Raw genomic sequence first — 14,177 nt, forward strand, 5'->3', positions numbered from 1 at the left:
GAGAGTGCAGGGTGTCGGGCAGGTTATTACAGTAGGGAGAGGATTTAAGAAAACTCTCACCAACGCATTGCTTAAGGAGCCCCGCGTGACCACCAACAACCAGAATGCCGTTACCGTCACCGTCACGGGTGCCGGCGGCCAGATCGGCTACTCCCTGCTGTTCCGCATCGCCAAGGGGGAGGTCTTCGGCGACCGCGTAGTGAACCTGCGCCTGTTGGAGACCGAGCAGGGCCTGCAGGCCGCCCGCGGCGTGGCCCTGGAGCTGGCCGACTGCGCCTTCCCGCTGCTGGGGGAGGTCACCATCACCGCCGAACTCGACGAGGGCTTCAAGGATGCCAACGCAGTCTTCCTGGTGGGCGCCAAGCCCCGCCAGAAGGGTGAGGAACGCGCCGACCTACTGGCCGCCAACGGCAAGATCTTCGGCCCGCAGGGTAAGGCGATCGCGGAGCACGCCGCCGATGACGTTCGCGTAATTGTCGTCGGCAACCCGGCCAACACCAACGCGGCGATCGTTGCGGCCCACGCCGAGGGCCTCGACCCGCGCCGCGTTACCGCCCTGACCCGCCTGGATCACAACCGTGGCCTGGCGCAGGTGGCGGACAAGCTGGGCGTGGCTGTGCGCGATCTGAAGAACATGACCGTCTGGGGCAACCACTCCGCCTCCCAGTTCCCGGACGTTGCGGAGCTGACGCTGAACGGTGAGAAGGTCGCCGACAAGCTAGATGCGGCGTGGGTAAACGATGAGTTCATCCCACGCGTAGCCAAGCGCGGCGCGGAGATCATCGAGGTCCGCGGGCGCTCCTCGGCAGCCTCCGCGGCAAGCGGCGCGCTGGACCACATGCGCGACTGGGTGAACGGCACCGCCGAGGGCGACTGGGTTTCCGTCGCACTGCCTTCCGACGGCTCCTACGGAATCCCGGAGGGTCTGGTCTTCTCCTTCCCCTGCCGCTCTGTTAACGGCGAGTGGGAGATCGTGCAGGGCCTGGAGATCAGCCCGGCGCAGCAGGAGCGCATCGACGCAAACATCAAGGAGCTGCAGGAGGAAAAGGCCGCTGTCGTGGAGGCTGGCCTGCTGTAGTTTCCTGCAGTTCTCGGTAGTTTTTCTGTAGTTTCCTAAGGAATAACTTTTTTCTGCATATCGCCACCCGGCCGCCTGGTCGGGTGGTTTTATGTTAGGCATGACGAATCCCACTGACACCACAGCCCCTATCCACTCCCAACCACTCCAGCACTCGCTTTTCAGCCAGCTCATCGCCCGCGCCGGGTGGCTGTTGCCCGCGATCCCCGAGCCGGTTCTGCGCATCTTCGGCTCCCGCACTAACTCCGACGGCGAACGACTGGATTCCGACGTGCGCGCCTCTAGCCTGGTCACCGACCTGATGCACCCGGCGGACTATTCCCAGCAGCCCGTCGAAGCCACCCGCGCGGTTGTGGAGGACGCCGCGTACATGGCCGGCGGACACGTCACCCAGGTCGGCTCCGTGGTGGAGGAGCGGATCCGGGGCGTGCGCGTACGCCACTACCGTCCCACCGGGGCGGTCTCGCCGGACGAGGACCTGCCCACCCTGGTGTACTTCCACGGCGGCGGCTGGGTGGTTGGTTCCCTCGACTCGCACGATTCCACCTGCCGCTGGCTGTGCGAAGCCGCCCGCGTAGCCGTGCTCTCCGTGGACTACCGCCTGGCCCCGGAGCATCCTTTCCCCGCCGCGCCGGACGACTGCTGTGACGTGGTTGATGCGGCCATGGCGGGCGAGGTTAAGGGCGTCAATAAGAATAGGGTGGCCGTCGGCGGCGATTCCGCGGGAGGCAACCTGGCCGCCGTGGTGTGCCTGCGCCGTAAGCGCGAAGGCCAGGAACAGCCGCGTGCGCAGCTGCTGTTTGTGCCGGTCACGGATCTTTCCAGGCTGGATACGCCCAGCCACAAGGAGTTCTCCAAGGGCTACTTCCTGACCCAGGCGCACATGCAGTGGTATCGCGACCAGTACCTCACCGACGACGTGCAGCGGCTGGACCCGGACGTTTCACCCCTGCTCGCCGACGACGTCAGCGGGGTGGCTCCGGCCTATGTCGCCGTCGCCGGGTTCGATCCGCTGCGCGACGAGGGCACGGCCTATGCCGAGAAGCTGCGGGAGGCAGGTGTGCCCGTTTCTTTCCGACGCCACCCCGGCCTGATCCACCCCTTCGTGAATTCTTCGGGCGTGTGGCATAACTCTGGGCGGGCGTTGGACGAGGCTGCGGGTGTGTTGCGGGCGATGCTCGAGATGTAAACGCTCAGTGGGTGAGCGGGTGGTAGGCGGGGTGTATGCCCTGTCCGGGCCGTCTACTAGACTTGGCAGACGTGAGTGACTCCAGTTCTAAGGCAAATGGCTCTAACCCGATTGGTGCCGACCGCTCGGCACAGCTACCCGCGGCATGGGACCCCGCCGCGGTAGAGGAAAACCTCTACCAGGGGTGGGTGGACTCCGGCTACTTTAAGGCCGATCCTTCCAGCGACAAGCCGCCCTTCAGCATTGTGCTGCCGCCGCCGAACGTGACCGGCCAGCTGCACATGGGCCACGCGCTGGACCACACGCTGATGGATGCGATGGCCCGCCGCAAGCGCATGCAGGGCTTCGAGGTTCTGTGGCTGCCCGGCTCCGACCACGCGGGTATCGCGACCCAGACTAAGGTCGAGGCCAGCCTGAAGGAAACCGAGGGCAAGGATCGCTTCGACTACGGCCGCGAGGCCTTCGTGGAGAAGGTCTGGGAGTGGAAGGACCAGTACGGTGGCGTGATCCAGCGCCAGATGCGCGCCATCGGCGATTCCGTGGATTGGTCGCGCGAGCGCTTCACCCTGGACGATGGCCTGTCCCGCGCTGTGCAGACGATGTTCAAGGAGCTTTTTGACGCCGGCCTGATCTACCGCGCGAATCGCATGGTGAACTGGTCCCCGGTGCTGCAGACTGCGATCTCCGACATCGAGGTTGTGTACTCCGATGACGAGGGCGAGCTGGTGAGCATCCGCTATGGCTCGCTGGACGATTCCGAGCCGCACGTGGTCGTGGCGACAACTCGTGTGGAGACGATGCTGGGCGATGTGGCCGTTGCCGTGCACCCGGAGGACGAGCGCTACGCGGACCTGGTGGGCAAGACCCTGCCGCACCCGTTCCTGCCGGATCGCCAGATGATTGTGGTGGCCGACGACTACGTGGACCCGGAGTTCGGTACCGGTGCGGTGAAGATCACGCCGGCGCACGACCCGAACGACTTTGCGATGGGCCAGCGCCACGACCTGCCGATGCCGGTGATCATGGACGAGACCGGCCACATTGCGAACACCGGCACCGAGTTCGACGGCCTGGAGCGCTACGAGGCGCGCGAGAAGATCCGCCTGGCGCTGGAGGAGCAGGGGCGCATCGTGGCCCGCAAGTTCCCCTACGTGCACAGCGTGGGCCACTCCGAGCGTTCCAAGGAGGCCGTGGAGCCGCGCCTGTCCGAGCAGTGGTTCGTCAAGGTTGACGAGCTGGCGAAGATGTCCGGCGATGCGATCCGCTCCGGCGACTCGGTGATCCACCCATCCTCCCAGGAGCCACGCTGGTTCGACTGGGTGGACGACATGCACGACTGGTGCATTTCCCGCCAGCTGTGGTGGGGCCACCGCATTCCGATCTGGTACGGCCCGAATGGCGAGATTGTGTGCTGCGGCCCGGACGACGAAGCCCCGACGGGCGAGGGCTGGCGCCAGGACGAGGACGTACTGGACACCTGGTTCAGCTCCGCCCTGTGGCCGTTCTCCACGATGGGCTGGCCGGAGAAGACCCCGGAATTGGAGAAGTTCTACCCAACAAGTGTGCTGGTGACGGGCTACGACATTTTGTTCTTCTGGGTCGCCCGCATGATGATGTTCGCCACCTTCGCCTCCAAGCACACCCCTGAGGTGCTGGGCGCCGGCAAGGACGGCCGCCCGCAAATTCCGTTCAAGGACATCTTCCTGCACGGCCTGGTGCGCGACGAGCACGGCCGCAAGATGTCGAAGTCCCTGGGCAACGGCATCGACCCGATGGACTGGGTGCGCGACTACGGCGCGGATGCGCTGCGCTTCACCCTGGCGCGCGGCGCCAACCCGGGCTCCGACCTGCCGGTGGGCGAGGATGCCGCACAGTCCTCCCGTAACTTCGCCACCAAGCTGTACAACGCCACCAAGTTCGCCCTCATGAACGGCGCGCGCGTGGGCGAGCTGCCTGCTCGCGAGACCCTGACGGATGCCGACCGCTGGATCCTGGACCGCCTGGAGGAGGTTCGCCAGCTGGTGGACGACGCGCTGGACCGCTACGAGTTCTCCCTGGCGAACGAGAACCTATACCGCTTCGCCTGGGGCGAGTTCTGCGACTGGTACCTGGAGATCGCCAAGGTGCAGATCCCGCGCGACTGGGACAGTGCCACGGAGGCACAGGTCCAGCGGGGCATCAGCACCCAGATCGTGCTGGGCCGCGTGCTGGACGCAGTGCTGCGCCTGCTGCACCCGGCCATGCCCTTCGTGACCGAGACGCTGTGGAAGGCGCTGACCGATGGGGAAGAGGGCTACTCCGACTCCCTGGTCACCGCCGACTGGCCGACCGCCGACCTCACCAACGGTGGGGCGCAGACTGATGCCGATGCGGTACGCCGCATGGCGGACGTGGACAAGCTGGTCACCGAGCTGCGCCGCTTCCGCAGCGACCAGGGTGTGAAGCCCTCCCAGAAGGTGCCCGCCGCCCTGGACTTCGCCGCCGCTGACCTGGCCGACTTCGAGGAGGCCGTGCGCTCCCTGGTGCGCCTGGAAACCCCGGAGGAGGACTTCGCGGAGACCGCATCCATCGAGGTGCGCCTGTCCCAGGCAACGATCGCCGTGCAGCTGGATACCTCCGGCACCGTCGACGTTGCCGCGGAGCGCAAGCGCCTGGAGAAGGACCTCGCGGCAGCTCAGAAGGAGTTGGATAACGCGGCGAAGAAGCTGGGCAACGAAAACTTCCTGTCCAAGGCACCGGAGAAGGTCGTCGAAGGAATCCGCGAGCGCCAGCGCGTCGCACAGGAGGAGTTCGAGCGCATCACTGCCCGCCTGGAAGGCCTGCCAAAGGCATGACCGACGACAAGTTCACCGACGGCAAGGTCGGGGATAGCTACCCGGAAGAGGTCACGCTCGACGATGCAGGCCTAGCCCTGCCTATCGACGGTGTGGGGGCGGACGAGCCCGAGGTGGCGTCAGTACAAGAACGTCCCATTACGCCCGAAGACCTGGCCGCGCTGGCGGAGGTCGACGCGGAGCTGAACCAGCGCTGGCCGGAAACCAAGATCGACCCGACGCTCGAGCGCGTCGAGATGCTCATGGACCTGCTCGGCCACCCGGAGCGTGCGTTCCCGGTGATCCACGTGGCGGGCACCAACGGCAAGACCTCCGTGGTGCGGATGATCGAATCGCTGATGCGCGCCTTCCACCGTCGCACCGGGCGGACAACCAGCCCGCACCTGCAGATCGTCACCGAACGCATCGCCATCGACGGCAAGCCACTACACCCACGCGACTACGTGGATACGTGGCGCGACATCCAGCCGATGGTGGAAATGGTGGACGCGAAGAGCCAGGCCGAGGGTGGCCCGCAGATGAGCAAGTTCGAGGTGATGGTGGCCATGGCCTACGCGGCCTTCGCCGACGCGCCGGTGGACGTTGCCGTGGTGGAAACCGGCATGGGCGGGCGCTGGGACGCGACGAACGTGGTGAACTCCGACGTTGCCGTGATCACCCCGATCGGGCTGGATCACACGGACTACCTCGGCGACACGCTAGAGGAAATCGCAGGCGAGAAGGCAGGCATCATCAAGGCCCGCTGGGATGCCGAGGATCTGCTCACCCCGCCGGACAACGTGACGATCGTCGCCGAGCAGGAGCCAGCGGCCATGCGAGTGCTGCTGGAAGAGGCCGTGGCGAAGGATTCCGCCGTCGCCCGCGCCGGGAGCGAGTTCGGTGTGATCTCCAGCCAGATTGCCGTCGGCGGGCAGACCGTGACCATCCGCGGCCTGGCTGGCGAGTACACAGACATCTTCCTGCCGCTCTCCGGGGAGCACCAGGCGCGCAACGCCGCCGTGGCTCTGGCTGCCGTGGAGGCGTTCTTCGGTGCCGGAGCCGAGCGGCAGCTGGACGTGGACACGGTACGGGAAGGCTTCGCCTCCGTCGCCTCGCCCGGCCGCCTGGAGCGCGTGCGCTCCACCCCGAGTGTGTTTATCGACGCCTCGCACAACCCCCACGGGGCGAAGGCCCTGGCTGCGGCCATCGACCGCGACTTCGAGTTCCGTCGGCTGGTCGGCGTGGTCGGAGTGCTGGGGGACAAGGATGCCCGCGGCATCCTGGCCGCCCTGGAGCCCGTGATGGACGAGATCGTGGTGACGGAGGTGAACTCCCCGCGCGCCCTGCCGGTCGACGTGCTGGCCGAGTACGCGCGGGATGCCTTCGGTGAGGAGCGCGTGCACGTATCCGCGAACCTGCCCGGAGCCGTGGAGGTCGCCACCCAACTGGCCGAAGACGACGAGGATGGCGTGCTGTCCGGCGCTGGCGTGCTGATCACCGGCTCGGTGGTGACGGCAGGGGAGGCCCGCACGCTGTTCGGCAAGGAACCGGCGTAGGCAGTCAGCACAGGCGCCGGGGCACTCGCCGGCGCCAGGAAAATTTTTTAAACGGAAGATCTACCAAGGAGCTGCAGAATCGTGGCACAGAACCCGGACAACCGCAGTAAGGCTGGCGAGGGCAGTGGACAGGGCGAGTACGGTCCGCTGGGCCCCGGCCAGGCCCCGGCGAACGACCCGCTGAAGGGGCTGCGCGGCGTGATGGCCGGAACGCACATCATGGAAGCCATCGTGATCCTGCTGGTGCTGACCGTCATCACCCGAGTGGACGCCGGTTCCGCCGCCACGACCTTCAACTTGGTCTACGTGATCGGCCTGGGGGTTGCGATGATCGTCGCTGCCTTCCTGCAGAAGGCCAAGTGGGCCGACTGGTTGAACATTGCCCTGCAGGTGCTGGCCGTCGCGGGCTTCATCGTGCACCCGGCGATGGGGGCGATGGGCGTGATCTTCGCTCTGTGCTGGTGGTACATCTACCACCTTCGCTCGAACCTGATGCGCCGCATGGAGCGCGGCCTGCTGCCCTCCCAGCACCTCGATGAGGAAGGTAACGTGCGGCGCCCGGCTACCCCCGCTGACTAGTCTTTATGACGCCACATTTGCACCACCTTTAACATCGGTAACACTCACCTGGGAATACCCTTAAATAGGGGTAAGTCTCCCGCTACCCCCGAATGTGGTTTATTATCCGGTGCATGACGTTAACGCGCCGTGCATTTTTCCGTTCTTCCACCGCGTTGGGAGCCGCCGTTGGTGGCTCCCTCCTCTTCGCCAACCGCAACAACATGGGGGTCTTCTCCTCCGCCGACGACGCACTCCCCGGTGCAGATGCCGCCGGAGCTGCCGGCGCCCCCAATCCTGCCGAGCAAGAGGGCTTCACCGGAACGGGAATTGGCGTCAACCAAAAGGGCGAGCTACCCGGAGGCACCGGGTACCTCACGATCACCTTTGCCCCCGCAGCGACCGAGGCAACGCAGGCGACCCTGCGCTTCGAGTTCCCGGACGGCCGCACCGAGGATCGCGTGGTCCAGCCCGAGGCGCACGACCGCGAGGGCGATGATTCCGCACTGAAGTCCGAGCCCGTAGAGCTGCCCAAGGGTGCCGCTGCCGTCTGGCTGCCCGGCGAGGTTAACGACCCGGCGACGCGCCTGTTCCTCCACATTGTGGAGGCTCCGAAGGGGCAGGAAGAACAGATCTTCGGCGCGGGCATTGCACCCTACGCTGCACCGATGGGGCTGCCCTCCAACCCGGCTGAACTGCAAAGCAGTCTGGAGACCGGAGCTGCGGGCTTGGCCGGCTCCCTGGCACTGGCGGGCACCATCGCCGGAATCCTGCAGTCCAGTGGCCTGGCCAACCCGGGTGCTCCGGCTCCGGGTGGCGGCGCTGGCATCGGTGGTGCGAACGTGATCAACGGCCTGCGCGTGGTTTCCCGCCGAGAGTGGGGTGCCAATGAGTCGCTGATGGGGTGGACTCCCCGCTTCACCCGCGCGCAGCTCATTACTGTGCACCACACGGCGATGGCCACTCCAGTTAACGGTGACTATGCCGCGAACGTCCGCAGCATCTACGCCTTCCACGCCTCTTCGGCGAATGGCGGTCGCGGATGGGGCGACATCGGCTACCACCTACTGATCGCCCCGGACGGCACGGTGTTCCAGGGGCGCACCACCGGCACGGATGGCCAGGCGGTATTCCAATCCGGCAGCCTGGGTGCATCCCCTATGTCCGTCACCGCAGGTCACGTGTACAACGCGAACGACGGCAACATCGGTGTGTGCCTGCTGGGTAACTTCATGCAGCAGGCTCCTACCCCCGCCGCGATCAACTCCCTGGTGCGCGTTCTTGGCCACCTGTGCCGTGGGCTGGGCCTGGACCCGCGCGGCCACGTGCGCTACGTAAACAACGCGGCCCGCCTGAACCTTACCCGCCGCACGATCACCGGCCACCGCGACTGGGGCGACGTCTCCACCGCGACTGCGTGCCCGGGTGACCGCGCCTACGCGCTGATGAATCAGGTGCGCAGCCGCGTGTAGCGCCGGGGTGTCGCGGCGCTGTGGTGCGGTGACGCCACGTGTAGAATCACTGGCATGACTGAACGCACTCTGATTCTGATTAAGCCCGACGGTGTTAAGAACGGCCACGTGGGCGAAATTATCTCCCGCATCGAAAAGAAGGGTCTGAAGCTCGTGGAGCTGGACCTGCGTACCGCTGACCGCGAGACCGCGGAAAAGCACTACGCTGAGCACTCCGACAAGCCTTTCTTCGGCGAGCTGGTGGACTTCATCACCTCCGCTCCGCTGGTTGCCGGCATCGTTGAGGGCGAGTCCGCTATCGCCGCTTGGCGTCAGCTGGCCGGTGGCACCCACCCGGTGGAGAAGGCCACCCCGGGCACCATCCGCGGCGACTTCGCCCTGACCGTCGGCGAGAACGTTGTCCACGGCTCCGACTCCCCGGAGTCCGCTGAGCGCGAGATCGGCATCTGGTTCCCGAACCTGTAAATAGTTAGACAAATTAACCGCGGGCGCAGCGCGTCCGCGGTTTTTGCGTATCTGGGGCTTATGTCCGGGGCTTAAGGCTTAGCCGCCGTGGCGTTCCTGGAAGTCCTGCGAGCCTTCCTCAGTCAGCGTGACCCATTTCCGCGCCCCATCGGCAGAGCGTAGCTCTCGAATCTTCACGGCCTTGCCTTGTTGGACCAGTTTGTCCAGCGCCTCGTTCACGCTGTGAGCGGTCCAGCCGTAGTGTGACAGATCCTCCTTCAGGGCGTCGCTCAGAATTTGCAGGCCGCCCGGCACGCAGCGGCGGCAGTAGAGGAAAGCCTGCAGCCACTCAGTGGGGTTCTTAATCTCCATATCCTGTTGTAGCTTCTTCGGGTCGGTGTAGCGGGCGGGGCGCCAGGCGTCAAAAGTAATGACCCAGTACATCAAGCCCGCGGTGATCAGGGCGGCAATAGCGGCGAAGCCCCACCTGCCCTGGCCACTAAACATGCTTGCGGCCTGCGATAGGCCGAAGACGAGTGCTAGCACCAGCACTAGGCGGCCTTCTTCTTTCCAGCTGAAGGGAGTACGGGCGGCTTCGGCGTCTGTCTTCATGGGGGAGTAGGTGTTGTCGCGCACGCCGCTCCGCCGCAGGTAGCGCCACCACACGACGCAGGCCAGGATGGCGGTGGCGAGGATCCCCAGCGCCGGCAGTGGCCCGGTAACCGGTGCGCAGAGGATGAACATCGTCAGCGCGAGAATCAGTGAAACCACGAACTGCGCGGCCTTGCTGGGGCGCATGCCGTTCTGGACATCGGTGAGCACTGTCCGGTCGAAGGCGACGGAGGGGCGGGAGGGGTTGGGCATAGCGTTCAGTGTAACAGCCGGGCGCTTTAGCGCAGGGTTGTCGGATGGGTTGTCGGATGGATGCGTGGCGATATGAGACAATGGGGGACAGATCGGATGCCCACAACGACGATGCGGCATGGCGATCAGGAAAACTTTGAAGACTTTAAAAGGAGATTTCGTGGCGACTATCAGCCCGGAAATTGCAGCTCAGGCTGCGAAAATTGATCGAGAGAGTGTGGGGGAGAAGGTTCGCGTCCACACCGTTGCCAAGCAGTTGGGGATCCGCGCGACGGACTTCCTGGGCATTCTGGCGGACCACGGCATTGAGGGGAAGAAGACGGCCTCGTCGCTGACTCAGGCACAGGTCTTTTCTGTTTTGGACGCCCTCAGTGCCAACTCTGAGCCGTCTCAGGCAGACGAGAAGCCTGCGAAGAAGGCTACTAAGAAGACTGCCAAAAAGACTGCGAAGAAGCAGACGAAGAAGGCTGCCAAGAAGACTGCGAAGAAGTCTGTCGAGCCTGCAGAGGAAAAGCCCGCCGAGCAGAACGAAAAGGTGGAGCAGACTGCGGAGGAGGCCGCTGAGAAACCAGAACAGAAGCCGACCAAGCGAACTGCTAAGCGCTCTGCGAAGAAGACGGCGAAGCGCGTCGTAAAGAAGTCTGCCAAGAAGGCCGATAAGGCCGATAAAGCAGGGCAAGCAGAACAGGCGGAGCAAGCTGAGGAGACAGAGCAGAAGCCGGATCAGACTGAAGCGCAGGTAGCGAAGCCGCAGGAGGAGAAGGCTCAGGAAGAGAACTCTATACCGAAGCCGGTGCGCCGCCGCCGAGTCCGCCGAGTCGTGCGCCGCGTGGGAAGTGCGCGCCGGGCGGAGGAGCGGGCGTCACAAGAAAAGGGCGAACGCAACAACGACCGCGGTGACGTACCGGAAGAGACCCCCGCGAAGAATGTCGCGCCCGAGGATCTGCACCCGGCCGAGCGCGCCACCGAAGATCTGGTGGACGAGCCGGTGAAGATGAAGGGCTCCACCCGCCTCGAATCGCAGCGCCGCTGGCGGGCGAAGAACCGCGACAAGAACTACAAGGCCATCACCCGCGCCGAATTCCTGGCGCGCCGCGAGTCCGTGGAACGCACGATGATCGTCCGCGACTCGGAGCGCACCGACCACAAGGGCATGATGACGCAGGTCGGCGTGGTGGAAGATGGCCAGCTGGTCGAGCACTTCGTGGCGGATGCGACGCACCAGTCGCTGATCGGCAACGTGTACCTGGGTCGCGTGCAAAACGTGCTGGGCAGCATGGAGGCAGCCTTCGTGGACATCGGCACGGGGCGCAATGCCGTGCTGTACGCAGGTGAGATGGATTGGCGTTCGCCGCACCTGCACTCCAAAAACCGCAAGATCGACCAGGCGCTGCGCCCGGGCGACCAGATCCTGGTGCAGGTGCTGAAGGACCCGATCGGCCACAAGGGCGCGCGCCTGACGAACCGCATTAGCTTCGCGGGCCGCTACCTGGTGTACTTCCCGGCGGGCACGACTGCCGGTATTTCCCGCAAGCTCCCCGCGGGCGAGCGCAAGCGCCTGAAGGACATCCTGGGCGAGGTCATCACTGGCGATGGCGGCGCGATCATCCGCACGGCTGCGGAGAACGCGACGGAAGAGCAGATCACCGAGGACGTGCAGCGCCTGGAGAAGCGTTGGCAGGAGATCCAGAAACTGGAGAACAAGGAGCGCAACTCCAAGGGCTCCAAACCGGTGACGCTCTACGAAGAGCCGAACATGCTGATCCAGGTTGTGCGCGACGTGTTTAACGCGGACTTCTCCGAGCTGATCATCGACGGCGATAAGTCCTGGCAGGCTGTGCGCGACTACCTGGGTCGCACCTCCCCGGAGCTGATGGACCGCGTGAACAAGTGGAACCGTGGCAAGCACGACGGCCAGGATGCCTTCGCGCCGCTGGACCTGGACCAGCAGCTGGAAAAGGCAATGGCCCGCAAGGTGTGGCTGCCATCGGGCGGCTACCTGATCATCGACCACACCGAGGCCATGACGGTCATCGACGTGAACACCGGCTCCTTCGTGGGCAGCGGCGGCAACCTCGAGGCCACGGTCACGGAGAACAACCTCGAGGCGGCCGAGGAGATCGTCCGCCAGCTGCGCCTGCGCGACATCGGCGGCATGATCGTCGTGGACTTCATCGACATGCTGCTGCAGCAGAACCAGGATCTGGTGCTGCGCCGTCTGTCGGAGTTCCTGGGCCGCGACCGCACCCGTCACAAGCTGGGCGAGGTGACGTCGCTGGGTCTGGTGCAGCTGACCCGCAAGCGCCTCGGCACCGGCCTGCTGGAGACGTTCTCCACCCCGTGTGAGGCCTGCGAAGGCCGCGGGTTCATCATGCACCCGGACCCGGTGGAGCAGAAGGACCCGGAGCCGCGACGCGACCACGGGCACCGCAAGGAGCGCCAGCAGGCTAAGAACCAGGGGAGGAACCAGAACCAGTCCAAGAGCCGGAACCAGGGCAAGGATCCGGAGCGGAACCAGCGCGAGGACAAGCGAGCACACCGCGAGGACAAGCGAGCACACCGCGAGGACAAGCACGCGCAGCGCGAGGACAAGCAGCCCCAGCAACAGTCCCAGCAAAGTGAGCCCCAGCAGGGCGAACCCCAAAATGACAAGGCCCAGAATGACAAGCCTCAGCAGGGCACGCGCCGTCGGGTGCGCCGCGTAGTCCGCCGCGGCAACCCGCACGCCGCCCAGGCCGCGGAGCGAGAGCAGCAGCGGGGGCGCAACGCCAAGGCATCTAACAGCGACATCGACAGCATCGTCGCCAGCGCCCGCAAGCGCTCCGCCCAGGAGGACCCGGACGAGCCCTCGGCAGCCAACAACGCCGAGCGCCCGGAGTACTCCGGGGAGGGTGCAGGCGCGAACAAGACCACGAACAACAGGTCCCGCCGTCGCCGCCGTGTAGTGCGTTCGGCGCACACCGGCGCGCGCACTGATCGCTCTGCTCGCACCGACCGTGCTGCTCGCAGTGCTCGCTCTTCTTCGGGTCGGGACGCCAACTCTTCCGCCGCCAACCGATCCAGCTACGAGGAAGCCAAGCGCGAGTTCGAGGAATCTCCACGCCGGAAGCGGCAGACACGGGGCAACTCCAAGTCTGACTTTGCCCCGCGGCCGGAGGACTTCGGCGTCACAAAAAATAGCGCCGAGAACAAGACCAAGAACACCCGTTCGCGTGGTCGTCGCCGGCGAGTGGTGCGTAAGACGAACTAGTTCCGAGCGAAAGCGAAGGGATTTGGTTTTTAGCCCCCTGACCGGGTAGTCTTAACCAGTCGCTGTTCGTTCCGCCGGTGACCAGCCTTAACGCGCGCGTCGCCGGGGACTGCGCGAGTGCACTAGCTTCCAGCAGGGTGCGTTCGCACAGTGTGCACAAAAGTGCCCCGGGCACTTTTGGGGGAACGAACGCAGCTAAGCAAAAGTAACAGTCAGGATGCTTCCTTCCCGCAGGGGGCTGCCTGAGCCGATTAGAGAAATAAAGGGGTAGCCCTACATGTACGCGATCGTCAAGACCGGCGGAAAGCAGTACAAGGTTGCCGAAGGTGACCTCGTCAAGGTCGAGAAGATCGAGGGTGAGCCGGGTTCGTCCGTGGCTCTCACCCCGGTTCTCGTCGTCGATGGCGCAAACGTCACCACCGGTGACAAGCTGGCATCTGTAAATGTCAACGCTGAGATCGTGGAGCACGTTCGCGGACCGAAGATCCGCGGCATGCACTACCGCAACAAGACCGGTTACAAGCGCCGCTACGGCCACCGTCAGACCCTCACGGTTCTGAAGGTCACCGGTATCAAGTAAACTACCGAGACACTTTGATTTTCTTCCTTAAGGAGGGAGAGACTAATGGCACACAAGAAGGGTGCATCTAGCTCCAACAACGGCCGTGACTCCGAGTCCAAGCGTCTCGGTGTGAAGCGCTTCGGCGGCCAGCAGGTCAAGGCCGGCGAGATCCTGATCCGCCAGCGTGGTACCTCTTTCCACCCGGGCGTAAACGTTGGCCGCGGTGGCGACGACACTCTGTTCGCCCTGAAGGCCGGCTCCGTCCAGTTCGCCACCAAGCGCCGTCGTCGCGTGGTGAACATCGTCGAGGACGAGGCAGTAGAGGCCTAAGCCTTCGCCAGCATTCGGCATAGCTTTCGGCGGAGACCCGCACAGAGCTTGAAAATCCAGT

Annotated in this window: 11 protein-coding genes; 10 read left to right on the top strand and 1 reads right to left on the bottom strand. The window is 65.0% G+C overall.

The genetic code is table 11. From position 1 onward, the window contains the following. The first annotated feature begins 85 nt into the window (after positions 1 to 85). From MHX52_RS07810 to ndk, 7 genes are all read left to right on the top strand, one after another. The gene (locus MHX52_RS07810) at positions 86 to 1,078 is read left to right on the top strand and encodes a malate dehydrogenase (RefSeq protein ID WP_239317528.1); all 993 of its coding nucleotides are present in this window, start codon (positions 86 to 88) and stop codon (positions 1,076 to 1,078) included. 100 nt (positions 1,079 to 1,178) lie between these two features. Next, the gene (locus MHX52_RS07815; RefSeq protein ID WP_239317530.1) at positions 1,179 to 2,267 is read left to right on the top strand and encodes an alpha/beta hydrolase; all 1,089 of its coding nucleotides are present in this window, start codon (positions 1,179 to 1,181) and stop codon (positions 2,265 to 2,267) included. A 35-nt stretch (positions 2,268 to 2,302) separates the two neighbouring features. Next, positions 2,303 to 5,101: a valine--tRNA ligase gene (locus MHX52_RS07820; RefSeq protein ID WP_239317532.1), complete on the top strand. Its 2,799-nt coding sequence runs from the start codon at positions 2,303 to 2,305 to the stop codon at positions 5,099 to 5,101. Continuing rightward, positions 5,098 to 6,636, top strand: a complete 1,539-nt coding sequence (locus tag MHX52_RS07825; RefSeq protein ID WP_239317534.1) for a folylpolyglutamate synthase/dihydrofolate synthase family protein — start codon at positions 5,098 to 5,100, stop codon at positions 6,634 to 6,636. Before MHX52_RS07820 ends, MHX52_RS07825 begins: the two co-directional genes overlap by 4 nt. An 81-nt stretch (positions 6,637 to 6,717) precedes the next feature. Continuing rightward, complete coding sequence (locus MHX52_RS07830) at positions 6,718 to 7,215, top strand: DUF4233 domain-containing protein (protein WP_035005357.1); 498 nt, start codon at positions 6,718 to 6,720, stop codon at positions 7,213 to 7,215. Between the two features lie 113 nt (positions 7,216 to 7,328). Beyond that, positions 7,329 to 8,666 (top strand): peptidoglycan recognition family protein, encoded by a 1,338-nt coding sequence (locus MHX52_RS07835; RefSeq protein ID WP_239317536.1) that lies wholly within the window; start codon positions 7,329 to 7,331, stop codon positions 8,664 to 8,666. 54 nt (positions 8,667 to 8,720) lie between these two features. Continuing rightward, positions 8,721 to 9,131, top strand: coding sequence for a nucleoside-diphosphate kinase (gene ndk, locus MHX52_RS07840; protein ID WP_005296491.1), 411 nt, complete (start codon positions 8,721 to 8,723; stop codon positions 9,129 to 9,131). A gap of 78 nt (positions 9,132 to 9,209) precedes the next feature. On the opposite strand, the gene MHX52_RS07845 is transcribed toward ndk, so the two are convergent. Next, on the bottom strand, positions 9,210 to 9,974 hold the full coding sequence (locus tag MHX52_RS07845) for a hypothetical protein (RefSeq protein ID WP_239317538.1): 765 nt from the start codon (positions 9,972 to 9,974) through the stop codon (positions 9,210 to 9,212). A gap of 118 nt (positions 9,975 to 10,092) precedes the next feature. On the opposite strand from MHX52_RS07845, the gene MHX52_RS07850 reads away from it, so the two are divergent. From MHX52_RS07850 to rpmA, 3 genes are all read left to right on the top strand, one after another. Then, positions 10,093 to 13,224, top strand: a complete 3,132-nt coding sequence (locus MHX52_RS07850; RefSeq protein WP_255721500.1) for an Rne/Rng family ribonuclease — start codon at positions 10,093 to 10,095, stop codon at positions 13,222 to 13,224. A 277-nt stretch (positions 13,225 to 13,501) separates the two neighbouring features. Then, positions 13,502 to 13,804 carry a 50S ribosomal protein L21 gene (gene rplU / locus MHX52_RS07855; RefSeq protein WP_034985382.1) on the top strand — a complete coding sequence of 101 codons (303 nt, stop codon included), beginning with the start codon at positions 13,502 to 13,504 and terminating at the stop codon, positions 13,802 to 13,804. A gap of 45 nt (positions 13,805 to 13,849) precedes the next feature. Continuing rightward, a complete protein-coding gene (gene rpmA / locus MHX52_RS07860) occupies positions 13,850 to 14,116 on the top strand; it encodes a 50S ribosomal protein L27 (protein ID WP_035005351.1) in 267 nt (88 codons plus the stop codon). The last annotated feature ends 61 nt before the right edge of the window (positions 14,117 to 14,177 follow it).

This window comes from Corynebacterium sp. ACRQJ, from assembly GCF_022346045.1.
Taxonomy (GTDB): Bacteria; Actinomycetota; Actinomycetes; order Mycobacteriales; family Mycobacteriaceae; genus Corynebacterium; species Corynebacterium evansiae.

Coding starts and splice junctions, on each gene's coding strand:
- MHX52_RS07850 (WP_255721500.1), top strand. CDS start 10,093: ATGGCGATCAGGAAAACTTTGAAGACTTTAAAAGGAGATTTCGTGGCG.
- MHX52_RS07845 (WP_239317538.1), bottom strand. CDS start 9,974: ATGCCCAACCCCTCCCGCCCCTCCGTCGCCTTCGACCGGACAGTGCTC.
- MHX52_RS07835 (WP_239317536.1), top strand. CDS start 7,329: ATGACGTTAACGCGCCGTGCATTTTTCCGTTCTTCCACCGCGTTGGGA.
- rplU (WP_034985382.1), top strand. CDS start 13,502: ATGTACGCGATCGTCAAGACCGGCGGAAAGCAGTACAAGGTTGCCGAA.
- MHX52_RS07820 (WP_239317532.1), top strand. CDS start 2,303: ATGCCCTGTCCGGGCCGTCTACTAGACTTGGCAGACGTGAGTGACTCC.
- ndk (WP_005296491.1), top strand. CDS start 8,721: ATGACTGAACGCACTCTGATTCTGATTAAGCCCGACGGTGTTAAGAAC.
- MHX52_RS07815 (WP_239317530.1), top strand. CDS start 1,179: ATGACGAATCCCACTGACACCACAGCCCCTATCCACTCCCAACCACTC.
- rpmA (WP_035005351.1), top strand. CDS start 13,850: ATGGCACACAAGAAGGGTGCATCTAGCTCCAACAACGGCCGTGACTCC.
- MHX52_RS07825 (WP_239317534.1), top strand. CDS start 5,098: ATGACCGACGACAAGTTCACCGACGGCAAGGTCGGGGATAGCTACCCG.